The organism is Rhodobacteraceae bacterium M385 (genome assembly GCA_025141835.1).
Classification (GTDB): domain Bacteria; phylum Pseudomonadota; class Alphaproteobacteria; order Rhodobacterales; family Rhodobacteraceae; genus Gymnodinialimonas.
Map to the genome: position 1 here is coordinate 3,187,585 of CP081102.1, position 21,485 is coordinate 3,209,069.

Below are 21,485 nucleotides of genomic sequence, written 5' to 3' on the forward strand. Positions count from 1 at the left end.
GATGTTCTCCAAGTATAAAAAATCTGGCAATAGCGATGGCGTTGCGCCCATCAGCGAAGTGACCAAGGCCGCGAAAGCCGCTCCGGCACCGGCCCCCGCCAAAGCCGACGCCCCCAAAGCCGCAGCGCCTGCGCCCAAAGTCGCGCGCAAGCCCGGCCCGGTGGCCGCGGTTCCGACGCCTGCCGCTGCCAGCGGCGAGGACAAGGACCGCAAGCGCCGCCTGCGTCTGGATGAAGTCAAAACCGAGATGCACCACCGGCTTCTCGACAACCTTAACCTATCTGCGCTGGAAAGCGCCAAAGAGGCAGAGCTTCGCGCCGAAATCACCTCCATCACCAGCGAGCAGCTTGGTGAAATGGGTGTCGTGCTCAACCGTGAAGATCGCCAGACCCTGAACATAGAATTGTTCGACGAGGTCACCGGCCTCGGCCCGCTGGAACCGCTTCTAAAAGACGACACCGTTAACGATATTCTGGTGAATGGCCCCAACCGTGTGTTCGTTGAACGCGCGGGCAAGCTGGAACTGTCTGACGTGCGTTTCAAGGACGAACGTCACCTGCTGCGGATCATCGACAAGATCGTGTCCGCCGTGGGTCGCCGGGTGGACGAAAGTAACCCCTACGTCGATGCGCGGCTAAAAGACGGCTCTCGTTTCAACGCGATGGTGCCGCCGGTGGCCGTGGACGGATCGTTGGTTTCCATTCGTAAGTTCAAGAAAGAAAAGCTTGGGATCGACGACCTGGTCAAGTTCGGCGCGTTCTCCGAAGAAATGGCCGCCTATATTCAGGCCGCCGTGGCGTGCCGTTTGAACGTGATTGTGTCGGGCGGTACAGGCTCGGGTAAAACCACCACGCTCAACGCACTGTCTTCCTTCATCGACAACAGCGAACGCATCCTGACGATCGAGGATACGGCAGAACTTCAGCTGCAACAGGTTCACGTGGGCCGGATGGAAAGCCGCCCGCCGAACGTGGAAGGCAAAGGCGCTGTGACCCAACGCGACTGTCTGCGCAACGCCCTGCGTATGCGTCCTGACCGGATCATCGTGGGGGAAACCCGCGGCGAAGAAGTGATCGACATGTTGCAGGCCATGAACACGGGCCACGATGGCTCCATGACGACGATCCACGCCAACAACGCGCGTGACGCCTGTTCGCGTCTGGAAAATATGGTCGCCATGGCCGGGATCGAGATGCCGCTAAAGGCGGTTCGCGCCCAGATTTCGGCGGCTGTGCACCTGATTGTGCAGGCCTCTCGTTTGCAAGACGGCTCTCGTCGGATGGTCTCCATCACCGAGGTGACGGGGATGGAGGGCGAAGTGATCTCCATGCAGGAGGTGTTCCGTTTCCAGCGCACGGGGCTTCAGCCTGACGGCAAAATTCTTGGCCATTTCACCGCCTGCGGTGTGCGGTCCCATTATTCCGAGCGGTTCCGGCAGTGGGGCTACGATCTGCCCGCGTCGATCTATGAACCCATCGCGGCCCAGTAAGGCCTAAGCAACAAGGACGATCCACGATGGAACTGTCTATCGAACCTCTCATCTATATCGGCATTTTCGTCGGTGTGATCATGCTGGTGAACGGCGTCTATCTTGCCATCTTCGGCAAGGCGATCAGCTTGAATGCCCGTGTGAACCGCCGCTTGACCATGCTCGAGAAGGGCGATTCCCGCGAAGATGTGCTTGAAAAGCTTCGCAAGGAGATGAACCAGCACAAGGGCGGCATTTCTCTGCCGTTCTACACGCTGATCGCCGATAAGGCGCAGAAGGGGAACATCGCCTTTACCCCAAACCAGTTGATGCTGGTGATGTTGGGCGCCACCGTTGCCGCGTTTCTTTTGCTGCAAATCCTCACCACCGCTTCCCTGCCAATCAGCGCCCTGTGCTCTGTGGGTATGGGCGTGGGCGGCGTGTTCTTCTGGGTCAACTCGACCGCGAAGAAACGCATCGCCTTGCTGGAGGAACAGCTTCCCGACGCGGTGGAACTGATGGTCCGCTCCCTGCGTGTGGGTCACCCTTTCGTATCCTCGATCAACACCGTGGCGCGTGAAATGTCTGACCCCATCGCGTCCGAGTTGGGCATTATCGCCGATGAAGCCGCCTATGGCCGCGATGTCGCCGAAAGCATCCGCGCCATGGCCGACCGCCTTGGCATCCAGGATTTGCGCTTCCTCGCCGTGGCTGTGGGTATCCAGCAAACCTCTGGTGGTAACCTGGCCGAGATCCTTCAGGGCCTCGCCAACGTGATCCGGGCCCGGTTCAAGCTGTTCCGCAAGGTGAAAGCCATCACGGCCGAGGCCAAATGGTCCGGCAACTTCCTGTCGGTTTTCCCGATTTTGGCGCTGATCGGCATCAACGTGATGCAACCCGATTACTACGCCGAGGTGATCGGCACCCCCATCTTCATTCCCGCCTGTGCAGGCGTGGCCGTGGCCCTTGGCCTGAACATGGCCATCATGCGCATGCTGGTGAACATCAAAGTCTGAAATTCCCGCAGCGGGCGAAGCGACGCACGTCACGCCTTCACAAGGCAGCCGCCCCAACCTGAAAGAGCAGTCCGATGGAATTCCTCCGTAGCCTTTTCGACAAAGCCAATGGCCTCTTGGTTGAACAATTTGGTGAACTGGGTCCCCTGATCGCCGTCGGTGGCCTGGGTCTTCTTCTGTGCCTCGTCGCATTGCCGACGCTGATGAAGAAGCAAAAGGATCCCTACAAAAAGCTGCGTGAATCGCGCGGTGATGTGACGACCGACAAGAAGAACGGCCTGCGGATTGGCGGTAAGAACGAGAAGCTGGACCGCTTCGCCCAATATCTGGAACCCACGGACGAAGAAGAACTTTCTGCAACGCAGCTGATGATGATCCGGGCGGGCTATCGGTCCAAATCGTCGATCCAGATGTTCAACTTCGCCAAGCTAGCCCTTGGCATCGGCGGCCTGCTTCTGGGCACGCTTTACGTGATGGTGTCCGGTGGCGGCGGCTCGGCCCAGAACTCGGTTCTGATCGTGTTGATCCCCGGTCTCGTGGGCTACTACGCCCCGAAGTATTGGATCACCAAGCGGATGCAGACCCGCGAGGAACAGATTAACGCGGGCTTTCCCGACGCGCTTGACCTGATGCTGGTCTGCGTGGAGGCCGGACAATCGCTCGATCAGGCGATCATCAAAGTGGCCCGTGAAATCAAACCCTCCTACCCCGCCCTGGCCGAGGAATATGAGATCGTTTCCTACGAGATGAAAGCCGGTAAGGACAAAACCAAGGTGCTCCGCGATATGGGTGAACGGGTGGGCATTCAGGACGTGAACTCCTTCATCACCACGCTGATCCAATCCGCCACCTTCGGTACATCCGTGGCCGAGGCGCTGAAAGTCTACGCCGACGAGATGCGCGACAAGCGCGTGATGCGGGCCGAGGAAAAGGCCAACAAACTGCCCACCAAGCTGACGCTGTTCACCATGATGTTCTGTGTGCCGCCGCTACTGGTGATCCTGATCGGCCCGTCGATCTACGGCATTGCCACGGACCTTAGCCGCTAAGGGCAGGCCCGCGTAAAAACCTTTAGCCAACAGGCGTCACCATCCCTATGGTGGCGCCTGAGCAGTTTTTACAGATGAGGCAGAATGTGCTTAAGCACGTGCCCCTATTCTTTCTGACGATCACGCTTGCCGCGTGCAATTTCACCCCTCGGCTGGATGCGGGGGATGATGAAATCTATGCGCCCCCCAGTGTTGGACGGATTGATGACAGCCTTGATAGCCTGATCGCGGGGGACCGCTTGATGGAAGCGGGCGAATACGAGCTGGCCTTGCGGTCTTATTACCGGGCCGGCGTTGAGGATGGATTAAGCGTCGATATCATCACCGCTATTGGCGCCGCGAACCTTGCTTTGGGTCGTTTTGGGCAGGCTGAAGAACAGTTCCGCGCCGCGCTTCAGCGACAACAAGATTTTGTGCCTGCACTCAACAACTTGGGGGCAGTCCTTATCGAACAGGGCGAATATGGGGAGGCGCGGCGCATTTTAGAGCAAGCCTTCGCGCTCGATAGTGGCAGTTCGGAAACGATCCGCGACAACTTACGCCTCGCTATCGCGCGAATGGAAAATCAGGTATACATTGAAGAGAACGAGCATAATCGACCGGGTCTGATCCGGCGGGGCGGCGGGCGGTATACCCTGCAATCTTCGCTGTAAGGGCATCGGTTAAATAAAATGAAGGCGCGGCACTAGACCTGCGTCCATTGAATGAGGCAGAGCATGATCCGAACCCTCCGGTTAATTCCGGCGGCTATCGCCGTCGCGGCCGTCGCTGCGTGTAACACCACCGATGCCGATGTTGAGCGCGCGCTCGACCCTCTTAACGTCATTGATGAAACCAACCTCGCTGACATTATGCTCAGCGCGGCATCGCCCAATGAGGCAGTCGATTATTTCCGTCGGGCCGTGAATGAAGACCCCGACCGCATTGATTTGCAGCGTGGTCTGGCCACCAGCCTTGTGCGCGCCGGACGAGCGGCCGAGGCGTTAACGGTTTGGCAAACGGTCATCAGCCATGATGGCGCCATGGACCAGGACCGCGTGGATTATGCCGATGCTTTGATCCGCACCGGCGATTGGGACGGGGCGCAGGCGCAACTTGATGCGACGCCGCCCACGTTTGAAACCTACGAACGCTACCGTCTCGAAGCGATGATCGCGGACAGCGAAGAAGATTGGGACCGTGCCGACAGCTTCTATGAAACGGCGGCTGGCCTGACGACGCGGCCTGCGAATGTCTATAACAACTGGGGCTACTCGCACCTGACACGGGGCGATTACGCGGGCGCTGAAGAACTTTTCGTACGCGCCATCTCTTATGATCCCGAGCTCTTTACCGCCAAAAACAACCTCGTGCTCGCCCGCGCGGCGCAGGGCAACTACGCCCTTCCGCTGATCAACATGACCCAGATTGAACGGGCGCAATTGCTGCACACCGCCGCCTTGTCCGCCATTCGCCGCGGTGATGTGGACGAAGGCCGGGGCCTGCTGAACGAGGCTATTGATACCCACCCGCAGCATTTTGAAGCTGCCGTTGAAGCGCTCCGCGCGCTTAACGCTTGAATTCGGAGGTCGCTATGACGCTCATGCTTACCAGCCAAGAGGCGATGTGGTTCCTTCCCCTCGCCTTCCCGATCTGCATCTGGGTGGCCCTGTCGGACCTGCGCCAAATGCGCATCCCTAATGTGGCCGTGCTGGCCCTGACCGCTGTGTTCCTTGTGGTCGGCCTGATCATCTTGCCGATGGATGCATACCTTTGGCGTTTGGCCGCCCTTGGGATCGTCTTGGTGGCGGGCTTTGTCATCACCTCCCTCGGGCTGGTGGGCGCGGGCGACAGTAAATTTGCCGCCGCCATGGCGCCGTTTATCGCGCCGGGGGACTATCTGTTTTTCCTGGCTCTGTTTAGCCTTGTGCTGGTCGGGTCGTGGATCACGCACCGCTCGGCCGGTCGTGTTCCCGCAGTGCGCCGCGCCACGTCCCATTGGTCCAGCTGGGAACAGGGCAAATTGTTCCCCATGGGCGTCGCCCTTGCAGGGGCGCTGATCGTTTACCTCGCCATGGGCTTTGCCTCTGGCATCTGACAATTGCCGCGCCCTGACACGGGGCGCGGACCTATCCCTGTTTTGCACGAAGGCCGACGCCGATGAATATGCAAACGAACGCCGCCGATCCCGGCTTCGCCCCCCCTGCCCTCCGCAAGTTGGAGGACACCGGGCTGACCATCGTGATGATGCGCGATATCTTGTTGAAGACGATTTTCCGCAAGAACGTGGAACAGACGTCCGAGATCGCGAAGGCGGTGTGCTTGCCGATCCCGCTGACCACGCAACTCATTGATATGCTGCGTGACATGGGCTTCTTGCAGGCGACCGGGACGTTGCACGCGACCTCGTCCAACGAAATGGGGTTTCAGCTAACCGACGGCGGCAAGGCCCGCGCATTGGATGCGCTTTCGCAGTCTGAATACTACGGCGCGATGCCGGTGCCCTTAGAAGACTACAAGATTCAGGTGAAGCGCCAGTCGATCCGCGACGTGAAGCTGACCCGCCCGATGCTAGAGGCTTCGATGGGGCATTTGATCTTGCCCGACGGGCTGATTGACCAGCTTGGGCCCGCCGTGGGCTCGGGCCGCTCGGTGCTGATGTATGGCCCGCCCGGTAACGGTAAATCCTCCATCGCGGAAGGTATTCGCGCGGCGATGGGCGACAACATCTATGTCCCCCACGCGCTAAGCTATGCGGGACAGGTGATTACCCTGTTTGACCCGATTGTGCACACCCCCGTAGTAGAGACAGCCGACGCCGAGGGACAAAGCCCCCTTCGCAAGAACGCGTCCCGCTTCGATACGCGCTACATTCTGTGTACGCGCCCCACGGTGATGACCGGGGGCGAATTGAGCCTTTCGATGCTCGACCTGAACTACAACGCCGTATCGCGGACCTATCAGGCCAGCTTGCAGCTGAAATCAACCGGTGGCGTTTTTATCGTGGACGACCTTGGCCGACAGGCAGAACCGCCGCAGACCCTGATCAACCGCTGGATTGTTCCGATGGAGGTCAACTACGACATCCTTGCGCTTCAATCGGGCGAGAAGTTCGAAGTGCCCTTCGATACGCTGGTGGTGTTCTCAACCAACTTCCATCCCAATGAGATTTTCGACCAGGCCGCCCTGCGTCGGATCTTCTTCAAGGTGAAAATTGACGGGCCGAACCAAGAGCAATTCCTGAAAATTTTCGCCATGGTTGCGAAGAAGAAGGGCATCCCGCTGGATGAGAAATCGCTGATCCACATGCTGAAGGTACGTTACCCCACGATCGACAACGTCTACGCGAACTACCATCCGGTGTTTTTGTGCGACCAGATCCGGGCGATTTGCGATTTTGAGGGGGAGCCGTATCACATGACCCCCGAATACATCGACCGCGCGTGGGAGAACCTATACGTGCGCGAAGAGAAGATCGTTCATTAGGGCGCGAAGCAGCACCCGGCGGCTCGGCTTGGCTGAGTGCGGGATGAGTTGTATTTGCCAAGATGAAGCAGGAGCGGTGTGCGTGTGGGCGCCGATTGATATACTATTGATATACCCCATTGGCAGATGACGCGGCGTGCCTCGCGCCCTATCTATGGTGAATGACAGCGCCCCTGCCCCCCCAGATTGAAGATTGGTTCAGCGCCCGTGGGTGGACGATCCACCCCCATCAGCGCGACATGCTGGAGTTGGCGGGAGAGCCCTGCCAATTGCTGATTGCCCCCACGGGCGGGGGCAAGACAATGGCGGGATTTTTGCCGACGTTGGCAGAGTTGGCGGAGGGCACACATGAAGGGTTGCACACGCTTTATGTCAGTCCTCTCAAGGCGTTAGCCGCCGATATCAAGCGAAACCTGTCGGGTCCGGTGGCGGAAATGGATCTTCCGATTAGGATCGAAGATCGCACCGGCGATACGCCTGCCAGCCGCAAGCGGAGGCAGAGGGCCGATCCACCGCATATCCTTTTGACCACGCCAGAATCCCTTGCGTTGTTGACCTCTTACGAAGATGCGGGGCGCACGTTTAGGGGGCTGAAGCGCGTAATTATTGATGAAATTCACGCCCTTAGCGAGAGCAAGCGCGGCGATCAGCTGATGCTGGCGCTGTCGAGGTTAAGCGTTCTTGCGCCTGGCTTGCGGCGTGTTGGTCTGTCGGCGACGGTAGAAGACCCGCAAGCGGTGGCGCGGATTTTGGCCAAGCACCCGGACCCCTGCGCAATCTTGCAGGCTGATCCGGGCCCCGATCCTGACATCGCCATGCTGTCCACCGATGTGCCACCACCGTGGTCCGGAGGTGGGGGGAAATACGCGATGGAAGCCGTTCTGGAGCAGGTAAAGGCCCATAAAACCACGCTCATTTTCCACAATACACGCGCACAGGCTGAGATATTTTTCCACAATCTCTGGCTGGCCAATGACGAGCAGATTCCCATCGGCATCCACCACGGGGCGTTGTCGCGAGAACAGAGAGAGAGGGTGGAGGCCGCGATGGTTGCGGGGCAGTTGCGGGCGATTGTTTGCACCGGGAGCCTCGATCTGGGGATTGATTGGGGCGATGTGGATTTGGTTATCCAAGTGGGGGCGCCGAAGAACGTCAAACGGCTTGTGCAACGCATTGGGCGCGCCAATCATCGCTATAATGCGCCGTCTAAGGCGTTGATTGTGCCAGCAAATCGGTTCGAGGTCATCGAATGTGTCGCCGCGTTGCAGGCGGTCCGGGAGCGCACGCTGGACGGCGATACGGACCATACTGGCCCCCTCGATGTGTTGTGCCAGCATATCCTGATCCGCGCCTGTGCCGGACCTTTCACCGCCGATGCACTGTATGCGGAGGTCACCACCGCCGGTGCCTACAGTGACCTTCCACGTGCCACGTTTGACCGCTGTCTCGATTTTGCGGCGACGGGCGGCTACGCTTTGCGGGCTTACGATCAGTGGCAACGTCTGGTGCAAAAGCACGGCGAATATCGGCTGCGCGACCCAAGGGCGACCACGCGGATCAGGATGAATATCGGGACGATCATTGATTCCGAGAAGATGCCAGTGAGGATGAAAAAGGCGAGGGGTGGCAAGCCCTTAGGGGAAGTGGAGGAGTACTTTGCCTCGACCCTGCGACAGGGGGACACCTTCTTGATCGGCGGTAAAATCGTTCGGTTTGAGGGCCTGCGGGAGATGACGGTCGAAGTGTCGCGAAGCGGCCAGACAAAGCCCCGGATTGCGACCTTCTCAGGCACTAAGTTCGCGACCTCTACTCAGCTGAGCGACCGCATCTTAACCATGTTTCGGCAAGACGATTGGCCCGAGCTTCCCGGCCATACCCGCGACTGGCTGCATTTGCAGCGCCAAGCCTCTCAGCTACCTGAGAAGGACCGATTGCTTGTTGAAACCTTCGCTCATGAAGACCGCGCCTATCTTGTGGCGTACGGATTTGCCGGCAAGAACGCGCAACAGACGTTGGGGCTTTTGCTGACGCACCGGATGGAAACCCTTGGGCTGCATCCCTTGGGCTTCGTCTCCACCGACTACGCGACGATGATTTGGGGACTTGATGAAGTGGTTGATCCTAAACCTCTTTTTAGCCGGGACACCCTGATTTCGTCGATGGAGAACTGGCTGGCGGATACCTCTGTCATGAAGAAAACGTTTAAGGGGAGCGCCGTGATTGCAGGCCTTGTGGATCGCATGGCCCCGGGCGGGAAGCGGAAAACCGGGCGGCAGGCGGCGTTTTCCACCGACATTCTGTACGACACGCTGCGCAAGTATGACCCCGATCATATTATGCTGCACATCACCCGGACCGAGGCCATGCGCGGCCTTGTGGACTTCTCGCGGATTGAAGAGATGTTGGAGCGGGTTGCGGGCCGGGTCGATCATTGTCGGTTGGACCGTGTCAGCCCACTTGCCGCGCCGATGATGCTGGAAATGGGGCGCGTGTCCGTGAGTGGCGCCGCGAACGAGCGGCTACTGGAAGAGGAAACCGAAAGGTTAATGCAAACGGCAGGCTTGGAGTTTGGATCAAACCGTTGACGCTTGCGTTGTCACACGCCACAAAGATATGAACGAAGCATGAACACGCTCCCCTTCACTTTTCGCGGCACCGAGCTTTGCGCATTGCCCTCTGGCGCGCTGTATTGGCCTTCTGAGAGCACGCTGATCGTGAGCGATCTGCATCTGGGTAAGGCGGAGCGGACTGCGCGGCGCGGCGGGCCCATCTTACCCCCCTATGAGGTGATCGAGACGCTTGACCGATTGCTGGAAGACATCGCCTTCACCTCCGCCAAGATCGTAATCTGCCTCGGCGACAGCTTTGATGACCTGACCGCCGCGAAGGCCGCGAAAAGCGTTGTGGCAGAACGGCTTGCCCCTGTTTTGGCGGGGCGGCGATGGGTGTGGATCGAGGGAAATCACGACCCCGGACCGGTTGAATTGACGGGGGAACATCTGGCCGAGCTTAGCCTTGGCCCGCTGACCTTCCGGCATATTGCACAACCCACGAAATCCGGCGAAGTTTCGGGCCATTACCACCCAAAGACCCGGCTTCGGTTGAAAGGGCGCACGATTACGCGACGGTGTTTTCTGGTGGATGACACACGTATAATTCTGCCTGCTTACGGCACCTACACCGGCGGGCTGTTCTGCCATGAAGCGCCGCTAATGTCGTTGGTCGGCCCAGAGGCGCAAACCATCCTGACCGGCCCAACCCCAAGGGCACTGCCCTTGCTACGCTAGGCAGTATGCTGTGCCCGATCTGGGTCTGAGAGGTTGGCCACACCCACTTTTTGCAATGTTTCTAGGCCCTTCTGGCTCACGGGCAACTGCGATCCGCCAACAAGCCGCGCCACGTAGCGCCGCCCATCTTGCTCCACACTCTCGATGCGATTGAACGCGACCCAATGAGACCGGTGAATGCGCGCACCTTCAAATTCTGTCAGTTCTTTCAGAGCATCACTGAACCGTATGCGAACCTTTGTTTCGCCAAGTTCAGTCCAGACCCGCACCTGATGGTCATCAGCCGATACACGCCACACTTCTCCGCGCATGTTCGGATCAATCCGGCGCAAAAACGCTGCTTGGACGACAGTAAGCTTTGGCACGGAAACGACTTCTGCCACTTGTTCGGACTGAATGCGGCGCACGCTCCACCGTAGGTAGGCGCGGATGCAGACCGGCACGGAACAAATCATCGCCATCATGGCGATGTGTTGGAAAAGCATAATTGGCTCGGCAATTCGAAAGCCCATCACATAGATATTAAAGAGCCACACTATTGGCCCCAAGGTAACCGACATGCAGGCTACCGCCGATATATCAGCGCGCCACGGCGGCCCGGAAATATGGCGATAAACGAGGATGCGGATAAAGAAAACGGGTATCAAAAGCCCCATAATCAACCCGCCCCAATAGACCAAACGTTCGGAAAATGAAAAATCCGCGTAAGTCCCGAATGGTCCGATAAGTGCACATAATACGCTTGCCAGAGAAGCCACACCAACGCGGATGATCCAGTCCCGCTGAGTGTGTTTCGGGGCGCCCGATCCAATTGAATTCATCTTAATTATTGGCTCTTGGCAGTTAAAATTCCAATGAACATACTCGTGCAAGTCGATGCCGATCAACCCTTCTAAAATAGACAGCGTGTTTCCAGAAAATGAACCCAAATAAAATTCGTGAAATAGAAGATAGCTTTGCGCGCCAAGGGTTAATGACAACTCTGGGCTGTAAATTTGACCATTTGGAAAAAGGTCGGGCAATTCTGAAATTGCCGATAACGGAAGGGGTCTCGCAACAGCATGGTGTCGCCCACGCGGGGGCAACCTTTGCCATCGGTGACAGCGCGTCGGGCTATGCGGCGTTGAGCGTCATGGATGAGGGGGCAGAGGTGATGACGGTCGAGATGAAAATCAACCTGATCGCGCCCGCAGCGGGGCGTCGCCTGATCGCCATAGGAGAGGTTGTAAAGGCCGGCCGCAGGTTGGTGATTACCCGCTGCACGGTGCAGGCGGAGGCCGACGATGGCAGCCTCCGCGATGTGGCGTTGCTACAGGGGACAATGATCTCCGTGTAGCGGGCTATGCCGTCAGGCCTTTGGGCTCATCCAGCCCATGGGCACGGCAGCAGGCGGTAACGGTGTTCGCCAACAGGCACGCGATGGTCATCGGGCCGACGCCGCCCGGAACCGGGGTGATGGCACCCGCAACCTCGGCTGCTTCGGCAAAGTTCACGTCCCCGATCAGCTTGGTTTTGCCGGGCTTTTCAGGATGCGGCACACGGCTGATGCCCACGTCGATCACTGTCGCCCCGGGTTTGACCCAATCGCCGCGGACCATCTCGGCCCTCCCCACGGCGGCCACGAGGATATCGGCACGGCGACAAACCTCGGCCAGATCCTTGGTGCGCGAATGGGCGATCGTGACGGTGCAATTGTCGCCAAGCAGCAGTTGCGCCATCGGTTTGCCAAACAGGTTGGAGCGGCCGATAACCACCGCGTCTTTGCCCGACAGGCTGTCAAATTCGGCGCGCAATAGCATCAGGCAACCCAAGGGCGTGCAGCTGACAAGCGCTTCGCCCCCGCTCGACAAAAGGCCCGCGTTGGTCACGCTTAGGCCATCGACATCCTTTGCCGGATCAATGCGCGCCACGGTGCGGCGTTCGTCCAGATGATCGGGGACGGGGAACTGACACAGGATGCCGTGGACGCTCGGGTCAGCGTTGAGCTTGTCGATTAAGGCAAAAAGGTCTTCTTCGGACGTGTCGGCGGGCAGTTTGTGCTCGAACGACTGCATCCCAACCTCGACCGTCGCTTTGTGTTTGTGGCTGACGTAAACCTCGCTCGCGGGGTCTTCCCCAACCAGTACCACAGCCAGTCCGGGCGTAATGCCGTGATCTGCTTTCAAGCGGGCCACATGGTCTGCAACCTGCCCCCGCACATCGGCCGCAAAGGCCTTACCGTCGATAATTTTCGCCGTCATGGAGCGTCCTCTAATAGGTTAACCACGATCTCTGTCCGGACAGAATTCGCGATGAAGCAGGCGTGATGCGCCTTGTCGTGAAGGGATTTGTGGGTCGCGACGTCTGGGGCGTTGGCCCATGTGACGCGAATGTTCAGATCCACGCGCGGTATCCAGGTTTTGCCGTCCTGGCGCTTTAGCTCGCCCGTGGCGCGGTCCTCGTAATAGGTGGGCTCCAGCCCCGCTTGCCGGGCGAAGTCCAGAAACCACAGCATGTGGCACGAGGAGATAGAGGCGATATAGGCCTCTTCCGGGTCCACGGCGGCAGGGTCAGAATACGGCTCTGGCACCACCGAGGGGGAAGCCGATGCCGGAACCTTGGCCCCGCCGTCAAAGCGCCACATGTGCCCGCGCGTGTAGCGATTGGCGGCGAAATCACCGTCCGACTGCCAAGTTACGCGGGCTTCATGCATGTTAGAACAATCCTTCGATGTCGCCCGCGTCGTTGAGGTGGATCGCCTCGGCGGAGGGTTTACGCGGCAGGCCCGGCATGGTCATGATCTCACCGCAGACGGCGACGATAAAGCCCGCACCGGCGGATAAGCGCACTTCCCGTACGGGGATGGTGAAGCCCGTTGGCGCGCCACGCTCGTTCGGGTCGGTGGTGAACGAGTACTGCGTTTTCGCCATACATACCGGCAAGTTACCGTAACCCTGATCCTCCCACAGCTTCAACTGGTCGAGGATCTTCTTGTCCATCACCGCCTCGTCCGCGCGGTAGATGTTCTTGCACACCGCTTGGATTTTGTCGGCCAACGGCATGTCGTCGGGGTAGAGCGTGTTGAAGTTGGCTTCGCCCTTCTCGATCACTTCCACGACCTTTTCCGCCAGCGGGGCAGAGCCCTCGCTGCCCAGTTCCCAGTGCCGCGACAGGACCGCTTCCGCGCCTTGGGAGGCGACGTAGTCCTTCACCGCCTGCACTTCGGCCTCGGTGTCGGTCACGAAGTGGTTAATGGCTACGACAACCGGCACGCCGAAGGATTTGACGTTCTCGATGTGGCGACCAAGGTTGGCGCAGCCGTTCTTCACAGCGTCGACGTTTTCGGCGCCCAAGTCTGCCTTGGCGATCCCGCCGTTCATCTTCATGGCGCGCACGGTGGCGACCACGACCACAACGGAAGGCGCAAGGCCCGCTTTGCGGCATTTGATGTTGAGGAATTTTTCCGCGCCAAGGTCAGCACCGAAGCCCGCCTCTGTCACCACATAGTCGCACAGCTTCAGGGCCGTAGAGGTCGCGATGACCGAGTTACAGCCGTGGGCGATGTTAGCAAAGGGGCCACCATGGACAAATGCCGGGTTGTTTTCCAACGTCTGCACGATGTTGGGCTGCATCGCGTCTTTCAGCAGCACCGTCATCGCACCGTCTGCCTTGATGTCACGGGCGAACACGGGGGAACGGTCCCGGCGGTAAGCCACGATCATCGCGCCGAGCCGCTCTTGCAGGTCTTGCAGGTCCTTAGCGAGGCAGAGGATCGCCATGACTTCCGACGCCACGGTGATGTCAAAGCCCGCTTCCCGAGGGAAGCCGTTCGCCACGCCGCCCAAGGACGCTGTGATCTGGCGCAGCGCCCGGTCGTTCATATCCACGACACGGCGCCAGACAACGCGGCGCACGTCGATTTCCAGTTCATTGCCCCAATAGATATGGTTGTCGATCATCGCCGACAGCAAAGAGTGGGCCGAGGTGATCGCATGGAAATCCCCGGTGAAGTGGAGGTTCATATCCTCCATTGGCACAACCTGCGCGTAGCCACCGCCCGCAGCGCCGCCCTTCATGCCGAAGTTTGGACCCAAGGATGCCTCTCGGATACAAACCATCGCGTTCTTGCCGATGCGGTTCAGGCCGTCGCCCAGACCCACCGTCGTCGTCGTTTTCCCTTCGCCCGCGGGCGTTGGATTGATCGCGGTCACCAGAATCAGGTGGCCGTTGTCGCGATCCTGAACAGAATTGATGAACGATTGGCTAACCTTGGCCTTATCGTGACCATAGGGCAGCAGGTCGGCGCTTTCGATGCCGATCTTTGCGCCGATCTCTTGGATTGGCCGCTTGGTCGCCTCACGGGCGATTTCTATGTCTGATTTGTAACCCATGGTGCTCTCTCCCAAGCGCGAAAATACAGTGCTTAGATTGGCTATAACGAGCGAGGCGGCGGGCGACAGGGCCAATTCCGACATTTTCGTAGGGCAACCCGTCATCAACGTGTCGCCACGTTTCCAAAAGGAAAAATGTGCACGCGCATGGAACAAAAGCGGGTTGGTAACCGTATCTTAATAGAGCGGCGCCAAACTGGGGTCAGTCACACAACTGGGGAATACCATGCAACTTCATACCATCAGCCTCATGATCTACGCCGGCCTCGCCTTGGGCATGTCCGCAGGAATCGCGATCGTCGCCACCGTCTAAACCGCGACATGGGCCAAAATCCTGCTACACTGCCCTTGAACTAGCAGGAGATACGTTCATGACCGATCCAAAAGAATTCATGGCCCAAGCCAAAGCGCAGATGGATGCCTGGCACGTAGAGATGACCAAAATGCAGGCCAAAATGCAGGAAGCTGGCGAAGCCGGACAAGCGCAGATGGTCAAGCAGATGGAAGCGCTGAACGATCAGCGCAAGCTTGCTGAGAAGCAAATGGAAGAACTTGGCAAGGCCAACATGAACGCGGCCAAGGACGTGCAGGCCACGATGCAGAAGGCTTGGAAAGACATGGAAGGCCAGATGGAAGAAGCCCGCAAGAAATTTATGGGGTGAAGCGATCGTAACAAGGACGCCGACTTTCCCGGTGTTGGATTACGCTCGGTTGTCCCTGCTTTGTCCCGATTTCGGCGCATTGCACCAACCAAAAAGCCCCGACCATTTTGGCCGGGGCTTTTCTTAACTCTATATGCAACCGAGCCAGTTCAAGTGGACGGTTCAGGCTCCATATCGCCGGAAGGCTTGGACTTTGGCTTCAACTTCGGGATCGCAGTCACCGACGGGGTGCCACCGGACGTCGGCGCTTCGTCGTCATCATCGCCCCGGTTCAACGGCTCTCCGGCGATCACTTTCGTGATCTCGTTGCCGGTTAGCGTTTCATACTCCAGCAAGCCTTGCGCCAGACGCTCCAGATCTTCACTACGCTCGGTCAGGATACGTTTGGCGGTTTGATAACCTTCTTCCACCAGTTCCTTCACCTTGTCGTCGATGATCTTCTGGGTCGCGGCCGAGTGGCTGGTGCCGCCGCCATATGCACCCAAGTGCGATTGCTGTTCGTTGGCGTAATCAACGTATCCAAGCTCTTCAGCGTAGCCGAATTGCGTGACCATCGCGCGGGCGATCTTCGTCACCTGCTGGATGTCCGAAGACGCGCCGGAGGTGATGTTTTCCTTGCCGAAAATCAGCTCTTCCGCCACGCGACCACCCATCGCCATGGCGATTTTAGACGTATATTTACGGTAGGATACGCTCAACTGATCCCGCTCGGGCAGCGACAGAACCAAGCCCAAGGCCCGGCCACGCGGAATGATCGTGGCTTTGTGGATCGGGTCGTGATCGGGCACATTGAGGCCCACCACAGCATGGCCCGCCTCATGGTAGGCGGTCAGCTTTTTCTCGTCCTCGGTCATCACCATGGAGCGCCGCTCAGAGCCCATCATGACCTTATCCTTGGCGCTTTCGAAATCTTCCATCGTCACGAAGCGCCGCCCGATCCGTGCCGCCATCAGCGCGGATTCGTTGACCAAGTTTGCCAAATCGGCACCCGAAAAACCGGGCGTGCCGCGCGCGATGATGCGCAGGTCTACATCGGGGCCAAGGGGCACCTTGCGGGCGTGAACGCCCAAGATCCGCTCGCGGCCCTTGATGTCGGGGTTAGGTACTTGCACCTGACGGTCGAAACGGCCCGGACGCAACAGCGCGGGGTCCAACACGTCGGGGCGGTTGGTGGCGGCGACGATGATGATGCCTTCGTTGGCCTCAAAACCATCCATCTCCACCAGAAGCTGGTTCAACGTCTGTTCACGCTCATCATTGCCACCGCCGTATCCGGCCCCACGGGACCGGCCCACGGCGTCGATTTCGTCGATAAACACGATGCAAGGCGCGTTCTTTTTCGCTTGCTCAAACATGTCGCGCACACGGCTCGCACCGACACCCACGAACATTTCCACGAAGTCCGAACCCGAAATGGTGAAGAACGGCACGCCAGCTTCGCCCGCGATGGCACGCGCCAGAAGCGTTTTACCGGTACCCGGAGGGCCCACCAAAAGCGCGCCTTTGGGGATCTTACCGCCCAAACGGCTGAATTTCTGCGGGTTGCGCAAGAATTCCACGATCTCTTCCAGCTCTTCCTTGGCCTCATCAATGCCCGCCACGTCATCAAACGTCACACGGCCATGCTTTTCCGTCAGCAGTTTCGCCTTGGACTTGCCAAAGCCCATCGCCCCGCCTTTGCCGCCACCCTGCATCCGGTTCATGAAGAAAATCCAGATGCCGATCAGGACCAGCACCGGAAGCCACAGGGACAAAATGCTCAGGAAACCCGACTGCTGCTGCGCCCGCGCTTCGATGCGGACATCATTGCTCAGCAGCGTGGCAGTGGTTTCCGCGTCCGATGGCGCAATGGTCGAGAACGCCCCTTCGCCGGTGGTGAACTGCACGTTCTCGCCGTCCAGTGTGGCAGAGATTACACTACCGTTTTCAACCTGTTGCACAAAATCAGAATAGGCCACGGTCCGGCTATTCACTTGGCTTTGACCACCTGAGAACAGGTTAAATAGAGCCAGGATCAGCAGGAACAGAATGACCCAAAATGCGATGTTTCTCGCGTTGCCCAAGGCACGTCTCCTCAAACGGGGGAAGGCGCGGGAAAGACCCACGCGTTTTCTCTAAGATAAGGGGTAAGCGGCTGAGTTCAACGTGAAAGCAAGGATGCGACGAATGATCCTTCATCTGGACACAATCGCAAGACGTGTTCTGCCCCGAAATTCAGCGGCGCGAACCCTGCGAGGCGGTCGTTGTCGAACAGCGCGGGAAGGGTTTGGGCGATATGAAAAGACAGCCCGTCAGGAAGGGCCGCATCTTTGGGCAATTGCGCCCATCCATCGGGTCCAAGGGCACGAAGATTGTAGCGTTCGATCCCTTGGCCCGCAACCTCCCACCGTCCGTCCCAAAGGGGCTGCGTCACCAACGTGTTCTTGAGGGCCGCAAATTCGCGTAGAATATGAAGGTGGCTCTTGCCAACGCGCACTTCGGCCCCCTGCAACGTTCCGCCGCCGCCGCTAAGGGCGCGATCCAAAAGCCCTTCCAAGGCAGAGGCACGGGGGCGGTAAGGTGCGTGGGACACCCACTGAAGGGCGGCTGCCAGAAGCCGCAGTTGGGTATCACGCTCCACCGTCACGAAAGCATCACGGTCGATCCGCAGGTCCCCGAAACGACTTTGCGTGACGTATGAGGCGGCCACATCTGCGGCCCGCGCCCACAGCGCCGAACGCGCCCGGTCCATGCGGTGCGCGGTGTCGCTCAGCCCCGCCACATCAAGCCCAAGCGCGGCAATCGCCTTGCGCACGCGCACCCGCTCATAGGTGTCATCCTCATTCGAGGGATCATCGACATAAGGCACTTTCAACACGTCGATGTAGTGGCGCAGGGCGGCCCGCGTCGTTGTCAGAAGCGGACGCACGATGTGCCAACCGCCCATGGCACGGGTGTTCGCCATGGCCGACAACCCCTCTACCCCTGAGCCACGGGCAAGGCGCATCAAAAGGGTTTCGGCCTGGTCATCTTGGGTGTGGGCCAGAAGGACATGGGCGATATCCCCACGCCAGTCGCCGATCAGACGCAGGCGCGCACGACGGGCGGCGTCTTGCAGGTTGCCCTGCCCGTCCCAGTGCCAGTTCAGCGTCGTGTGGGGATGTCCGAGCGCGGCGCACTCCTCGGCCACTTGCGCGGCCTCCTCGCAGCTTTCCGGCCGCAAACCGTGATCGACGGTCACCACATGAAGGGCGACGCCGTACACCCGCGCCCATCCATGGGCGAGGGTCAGCATCGCCATACTGTCGCCCCCACCGCTGACGGCGAGGGCAATTTTCTCTGGAAAGTCAGGCCCCAAAAGCCGACCCATTTGGTCGGCAAAGTGTTGGGGCAGGTCTTGGGTCACTGACAGTTCAGCCGCCCCATTTCGGCCTGCGCTTCAGCTACCGACGCCGTGCCGGGGAAGCGTACGGCAACTTCCGCGAGCGTCAAACAGGCTTCTTCCGGCTGGCCGATCTGTGCCAAGGCCACCCCGAGAGAGGTCAGCGCCGTGGGCGCCCGTGCGCCCTCGGGCCCGGCAGAGAACGACGCAAGAAACGCTCGCGCGGCGGGGTTCCAACGACCCTGATTGGCCTCTGCCTCTCCGCGCAAGTAATGGGCATCGGCCGATAGCGGCGATCCGGGGTAGGTCTCGGTGAACGACAAAAACAGCGTCGCGGCGTCGCTGTAGTCGCCCGCCTCGAACGCGGCATTTGCCCGGTCGTAATCCGATTGTTCCGCCACCGCCAAGCCCGAGGGCTGCGGCGTGGAAGGCAACGGCGTTGCCTGAACAGCCGCCGCGCCGCCCCCACCGGAGGTGGGTGTCACGCCGCCCAAGGACGGCGTTTCCCCAAGCGAGCCAATGTCGCAGCCCGGTTCCAATTCGCACAGGCGGAACTCCAGATCGCCGATCCGGTTCGTGCCATCGCGCACCACGCTATCGACGGTAAGCTGCAACCGTTCCGTCAGGGACGTGAGCCGAGTCACCTCGGCCTCAATCGCGTTCACCCGGTCCAAGGTAGAGCCGCTGGCCCCAGAACCCGTCGCGCCGCCCGTCGTGTTCAACTCGCCCCGTAGGCGCTGGATTTCGACGTAAAGCACCGACAGTTCCTGCCGGATATCCGCCAATGTCTGCGTGTTGTCCTGGGCCAGCGACGGCCCGGCGATCAACGCGCAACAAACTGCCAATGCAAGCCGCATGCTATCAGGCCCCCAAACCAGCGGAGATGACCGTCACAGCGCGACGGTTCTGGCTGTAGCATGCCTCGGTCGAGCAAATCTGAAGGGGACGCTCTTTGCCGTAGGAAATCGTCCGCAGGCGCGAGTCTGGCACCCCTTGGCTCACAAGGTATTCCCGCACGGACGCGGCGCGACGCGCGCCTAAGGCAAGGTTGTATTCCCGCGTGCCCTGTTCATCCGCGTGACCTTCGATAAGGGCGGTGAATTCAGGGTTTGACAGCAACCACTGTGCTTGCCCCGCCAAGACGCCCTGCGCCTCAGACGACAGGGTGGATTGGTCCACGGCAAACAAGACGCGATCGCCGACGACCGAGTTGAAGTAGGCGGGGCTCGTCGGGTCATTCACGCCGCCGGTGCCGATGCCATTCGCGCCAGCCCCTGCGCCGGCGCCCGTGCCATCTACGTCACCATTCAGGCCGCCTTGGGAACAGGCCGCAAGGGCAAGGGTTGCAACCAAAAGGGTTGGTTTGAGAAAAGAAAAAGTCATGTGCTCTGATCCTCGGAGCTATTGTTTTGTTCAATATAGCATGGGCGGCTTGCCCGCGCCAATTACGTTTGCAGCGGCGACCATGCGGGGTCAGATGCCATGCCGGGCGTTGCGACCCGTTGCAGGTTCCGCCCCGAGATATCGACCGAATAGACCGCCGGCGCCCCATCATCGCCCGGCGTTTCGCGGGTGAACATGATGACGCGACCGTTCGGGGCCCAGGTCGGGCCCTCATCCAGGAAGGATGAGGTCAACAACCGCTCTTCCGAGCCATCGGTGCGCATGACCCCAATGTGGAAGCGTCCGTTTTCTTGTTTGGTGAAGGCGATGTAGTCGCCGCGTGGCGACCAGACAGGGGTGCCATAGCGGCCCGATCCTGCGGAGATCCGGCGCGGCTCACCGCCCGTAGCGGCCATCACATAGATCTGCTGCCCGCCCGAGCGGTCGCTTTCAAAGGTGATCTCGCTGCCATCGGGCGAGAACGACGGTGCCGTTTCAATCGACGGTGCCTGTGTCAGGCGCGTGCGTGTGCCCGTTGCCAGATCAAGCGAATAGATATCGGTGTTAGACCCATCCACGAGGCTGAATACCACCGATTGCCCCGAGGGGCTGAAGCGGGGCGAGAAGGTCATGGTTTCCGCCGGGATCGCCTCTAGTGGGCGACGTTGCACCGTGGCGACGTCCATGATGTAGACCTGTGGGAAGCCGCTTTCATAGCTGGTATAGAGGATACGATCGCCCTGCGGAGAGAAGCGTGGCGCCAGAACAAGCGCCCGAGAATCCGTGAGATACTGCACATTCGCGCCATCATAATCCATGATCGCCAACCGCTTGAGGCGGGCATTTTTTGGCCCCTCCTCTGCAATAAAGGCGACGCGGGTATCGAAGTACCCCCCCTCGCCCGTGATCCGCGAATAGACCTGATCGGCGACCGTATGGGCCATGCGCCGCCAGCTGTCGGCGGGGCCAACGAATTGCAACCCTTCACCCAGAGGCGCTTGGCTGAAGATATCAAACAGGCGGAACCGCACGACAATTTGGCCGTCATCGCGAAGCTCGACCTCACCGGTTATGAGCGCCTGCGCATTGATCGCTTGCCAATCGGGATAGGCCACAGGGGCGCTGAAGTTGGTGATCTGGCTGATGTAGGCATCCTGCGGGATCTGTCGGAACAGGCCGGTGCCGCGTAGGTCAGCGGCAATCACTCGGCTGACGTCTGCGGCCACATCGCCAGCATTTCCCTGGGGCAGAAAGGTGGGCAGCGCAAAGGGCAGTGGTTCAATCACCCCTTCGGTGATCTCCAACCGCAATGGGCCCGCTTGCGCGAAGGCAAAGCTTGGCAGGGCCGTTGATGCGGTCAAAGCCGAGGTGGCGCGAATAAACGTGCGGCGGTTCAACATGTGTAACCTCCTTCAAGGAATTCC

20 protein-coding genes are annotated in these 21,485 nt (G+C 59.6%); 11 read left to right on the forward strand and 9 right to left on the reverse strand.

Annotated elements, in window-relative coordinates; genetic code table 11:
* Position 1: 1 nt before the first annotated feature.
* The 9 genes from K3728_15620 to pdeM all read left to right on the forward strand — a co-directional run bounded on the left by K3728_15620 (position 2) and on the right by pdeM (position 10,285).
* Entirely contained in the window at positions 2-1,489 is a 1,488-nt protein-coding gene (locus K3728_15620) for a CpaF family protein (GenBank protein ID UWQ95099.1), read from the forward strand.
* Positions 1,490-1,515: 26 nt separating this feature from the next.
* Positions 1,516-2,484, forward strand: coding sequence for a type II secretion system F family protein (locus tag K3728_15625; GenBank protein UWQ95100.1), 969 nt, complete (start codon positions 1,516-1,518; stop codon positions 2,482-2,484).
* A gap of 74 nt (positions 2,485-2,558) precedes the next feature.
* Positions 2,559-3,533 (forward strand): type II secretion system F family protein, encoded by a 975-nt coding sequence (locus K3728_15630; GenBank protein UWQ95101.1) that lies wholly within the window; start codon positions 2,559-2,561, stop codon positions 3,531-3,533.
* A gap of 74 nt (positions 3,534-3,607) precedes the next feature.
* A complete protein-coding gene (locus K3728_15635; GenBank protein UWQ95102.1) occupies positions 3,608-4,186 on the forward strand; it encodes a tetratricopeptide repeat protein in 579 nt (192 codons plus the stop codon).
* Positions 4,187-4,249: 63 nt separating this feature from the next.
* Entirely contained in the window at positions 4,250-5,092 is an 843-nt protein-coding gene (locus K3728_15640) for a tetratricopeptide repeat protein (protein ID UWQ95103.1), read from the forward strand.
* A gap of 14 nt (positions 5,093-5,106) precedes the next feature.
* The gene (locus K3728_15645) at positions 5,107-5,610 is read left to right on the forward strand and encodes a prepilin peptidase (protein UWQ95104.1); all 504 of its coding nucleotides are present in this window, start codon (positions 5,107-5,109) and stop codon (positions 5,608-5,610) included.
* A 62-nt stretch (positions 5,611-5,672) separates the two neighbouring features.
* Complete coding sequence (locus K3728_15650; GenBank protein UWQ95105.1) at positions 5,673-6,998, forward strand: ATPase; 1,326 nt, start codon at positions 5,673-5,675, stop codon at positions 6,996-6,998.
* A gap of 161 nt (positions 6,999-7,159) precedes the next feature.
* Positions 7,160-9,583: a ligase-associated DNA damage response DEXH box helicase gene (locus K3728_15655; GenBank protein ID UWQ95106.1), complete on the forward strand. Its 2,424-nt coding sequence runs from the start codon at positions 7,160-7,162 to the stop codon at positions 9,581-9,583.
* A gap of 39 nt (positions 9,584-9,622) precedes the next feature.
* On the forward strand, positions 9,623-10,285 hold the full coding sequence (gene pdeM, locus K3728_15660; GenBank protein UWQ95107.1) for a ligase-associated DNA damage response endonuclease PdeM: 663 nt from the start codon (positions 9,623-9,625) through the stop codon (positions 10,283-10,285).
* Here the strand turns inward: pdeM and K3728_15665 are convergent.
* A complete protein-coding gene (locus K3728_15665) occupies positions 10,282-11,214 on the reverse strand; it encodes a LytTR family transcriptional regulator (protein UWQ95108.1) in 933 nt (310 codons plus the stop codon). The two genes, pdeM and K3728_15665, sit on opposite strands and share 4 nt — an antisense overlap.
* Here K3728_15665 and K3728_15670 point away from each other — a divergent pair.
* Entirely contained in the window at positions 11,205-11,621 is a 417-nt protein-coding gene (locus K3728_15670; GenBank protein UWQ95109.1) for a PaaI family thioesterase, read from the forward strand. The genes K3728_15665 and K3728_15670 overlap by 10 nt on opposite strands.
* A gap of 4 nt (positions 11,622-11,625) precedes the next feature.
* Here K3728_15670 and folD read toward each other — a convergent pair whose 3' ends face one another.
* Genes folD through K3728_15685 form a run of 3 tightly spaced genes read right to left on the reverse strand, consistent with a single transcriptional unit; the run spans position 11,626 to position 14,655 of the window.
* On the reverse strand, positions 11,626-12,525 hold the full coding sequence (gene folD, locus K3728_15675; protein ID UWQ95110.1) for a bifunctional methylenetetrahydrofolate dehydrogenase/methenyltetrahydrofolate cyclohydrolase FolD: 900 nt from the start codon (positions 12,523-12,525) through the stop codon (positions 11,626-11,628).
* Positions 12,522-12,977, reverse strand: coding sequence for an OsmC family protein (locus tag K3728_15680; GenBank protein UWQ95111.1), 456 nt, complete (start codon positions 12,975-12,977; stop codon positions 12,522-12,524). Before K3728_15680 ends, folD begins: the two co-directional genes overlap by 4 nt.
* 1 nt (position 12,978) lies before the next feature.
* Positions 12,979-14,655, reverse strand: coding sequence for a formate--tetrahydrofolate ligase (locus K3728_15685; GenBank protein UWQ95112.1), 1,677 nt, complete (start codon positions 14,653-14,655; stop codon positions 12,979-12,981).
* Between the two features lie 371 nt (positions 14,656-15,026).
* On the opposite strand from K3728_15685, the gene K3728_15690 reads away from it, so the two are divergent.
* A complete protein-coding gene (locus tag K3728_15690; protein ID UWQ95113.1) occupies positions 15,027-15,317 on the forward strand; it encodes a hypothetical protein in 291 nt (96 codons plus the stop codon).
* A 149-nt stretch (positions 15,318-15,466) separates the two neighbouring features.
* Here K3728_15690 and ftsH read toward each other — a convergent pair whose 3' ends face one another.
* From ftsH to tolB, 5 genes are all read right to left on the reverse strand, one after another.
* Complete coding sequence (gene ftsH, locus K3728_15695) at positions 15,467-17,380, reverse strand: ATP-dependent zinc metalloprotease FtsH (protein ID UWQ95114.1); 1,914 nt, start codon at positions 17,378-17,380, stop codon at positions 15,467-15,469.
* A gap of 77 nt (positions 17,381-17,457) precedes the next feature.
* Complete coding sequence (gene tilS / locus K3728_15700) at positions 17,458-18,666, reverse strand: tRNA lysidine(34) synthetase TilS (GenBank protein UWQ95115.1); 1,209 nt, start codon at positions 18,664-18,666, stop codon at positions 17,458-17,460.
* 32 nt (positions 18,667-18,698) lie between these two features.
* Positions 18,699-19,535 (reverse strand): tol-pal system protein YbgF, encoded by an 837-nt coding sequence (ybgF, locus tag K3728_15705; GenBank protein UWQ95116.1) that lies wholly within the window; start codon positions 19,533-19,535, stop codon positions 18,699-18,701.
* A 4-nt stretch (positions 19,536-19,539) separates the two neighbouring features.
* On the reverse strand, positions 19,540-20,061 hold the full coding sequence (gene pal / locus K3728_15710) for a peptidoglycan-associated lipoprotein Pal (GenBank protein UWQ95117.1): 522 nt from the start codon (positions 20,059-20,061) through the stop codon (positions 19,540-19,542).
* Positions 20,062-20,123: 62 nt separating this feature from the next.
* Complete coding sequence (gene tolB / locus K3728_15715) at positions 20,124-21,461, reverse strand: Tol-Pal system beta propeller repeat protein TolB (GenBank protein ID UWQ95118.1); 1,338 nt, start codon at positions 21,459-21,461, stop codon at positions 20,124-20,126.
* Between the last annotated feature and the right edge of the window lie 24 nt (positions 21,462-21,485).

Bases quoted from the DNA above. Each gene is read 5' to 3' on its own strand.
- K3728_15620 (UWQ95099.1), top strand. From the start codon at position 2: ATGTTCTCCAAGTATAAAAAATCTGGCAATAGCGATGGCGTTGCGCCC.
- K3728_15625 (UWQ95100.1), top strand. From the start codon at position 1,516: ATGGAACTGTCTATCGAACCTCTCATCTATATCGGCATTTTCGTCGGT.
- K3728_15630 (UWQ95101.1), top strand. From the start codon at position 2,559: ATGGAATTCCTCCGTAGCCTTTTCGACAAAGCCAATGGCCTCTTGGTT.
- K3728_15635 (UWQ95102.1), top strand. From the start codon at position 3,608: ATGAGGCAGAATGTGCTTAAGCACGTGCCCCTATTCTTTCTGACGATC.
- K3728_15640 (UWQ95103.1), top strand. From the start codon at position 4,250: ATGATCCGAACCCTCCGGTTAATTCCGGCGGCTATCGCCGTCGCGGCC.
- K3728_15645 (UWQ95104.1), top strand. From the start codon at position 5,107: ATGACGCTCATGCTTACCAGCCAAGAGGCGATGTGGTTCCTTCCCCTC.
- K3728_15650 (UWQ95105.1), top strand. From the start codon at position 5,673: ATGAATATGCAAACGAACGCCGCCGATCCCGGCTTCGCCCCCCCTGCC.
- K3728_15655 (UWQ95106.1), top strand. From the start codon at position 7,160: ATGACAGCGCCCCTGCCCCCCCAGATTGAAGATTGGTTCAGCGCCCGT.
- pdeM (UWQ95107.1), top strand. From the start codon at position 9,623: ATGAACACGCTCCCCTTCACTTTTCGCGGCACCGAGCTTTGCGCATTG.
- K3728_15670 (UWQ95109.1), top strand. From the start codon at position 11,205: ATGAACCCAAATAAAATTCGTGAAATAGAAGATAGCTTTGCGCGCCAA.
- folD (UWQ95110.1), bottom strand. From the start codon at position 12,525: ATGACGGCGAAAATTATCGACGGTAAGGCCTTTGCGGCCGATGTGCGG.
- K3728_15680 (UWQ95111.1), bottom strand. From the start codon at position 12,977: ATGCATGAAGCCCGCGTAACTTGGCAGTCGGACGGTGATTTCGCCGCC.
- K3728_15685 (UWQ95112.1), bottom strand. From the start codon at position 14,655: ATGGGTTACAAATCAGACATAGAAATCGCCCGTGAGGCGACCAAGCGG.
- K3728_15690 (UWQ95113.1), top strand. From the start codon at position 15,027: ATGACCGATCCAAAAGAATTCATGGCCCAAGCCAAAGCGCAGATGGAT.
- tilS (UWQ95115.1), bottom strand. From the start codon at position 18,666: ATGGGTCGGCTTTTGGGGCCTGACTTTCCAGAGAAAATTGCCCTCGCC.
- ybgF (UWQ95116.1), bottom strand. From the start codon at position 19,535: ATGCGGCTTGCATTGGCAGTTTGTTGCGCGTTGATCGCCGGGCCGTCG.
- pal (UWQ95117.1), bottom strand. From the start codon at position 20,061: ATGACTTTTTCTTTTCTCAAACCAACCCTTTTGGTTGCAACCCTTGCC.
- tolB (UWQ95118.1), bottom strand. From the start codon at position 21,461: ATGTTGAACCGCCGCACGTTTATTCGCGCCACCTCGGCTTTGACCGCA.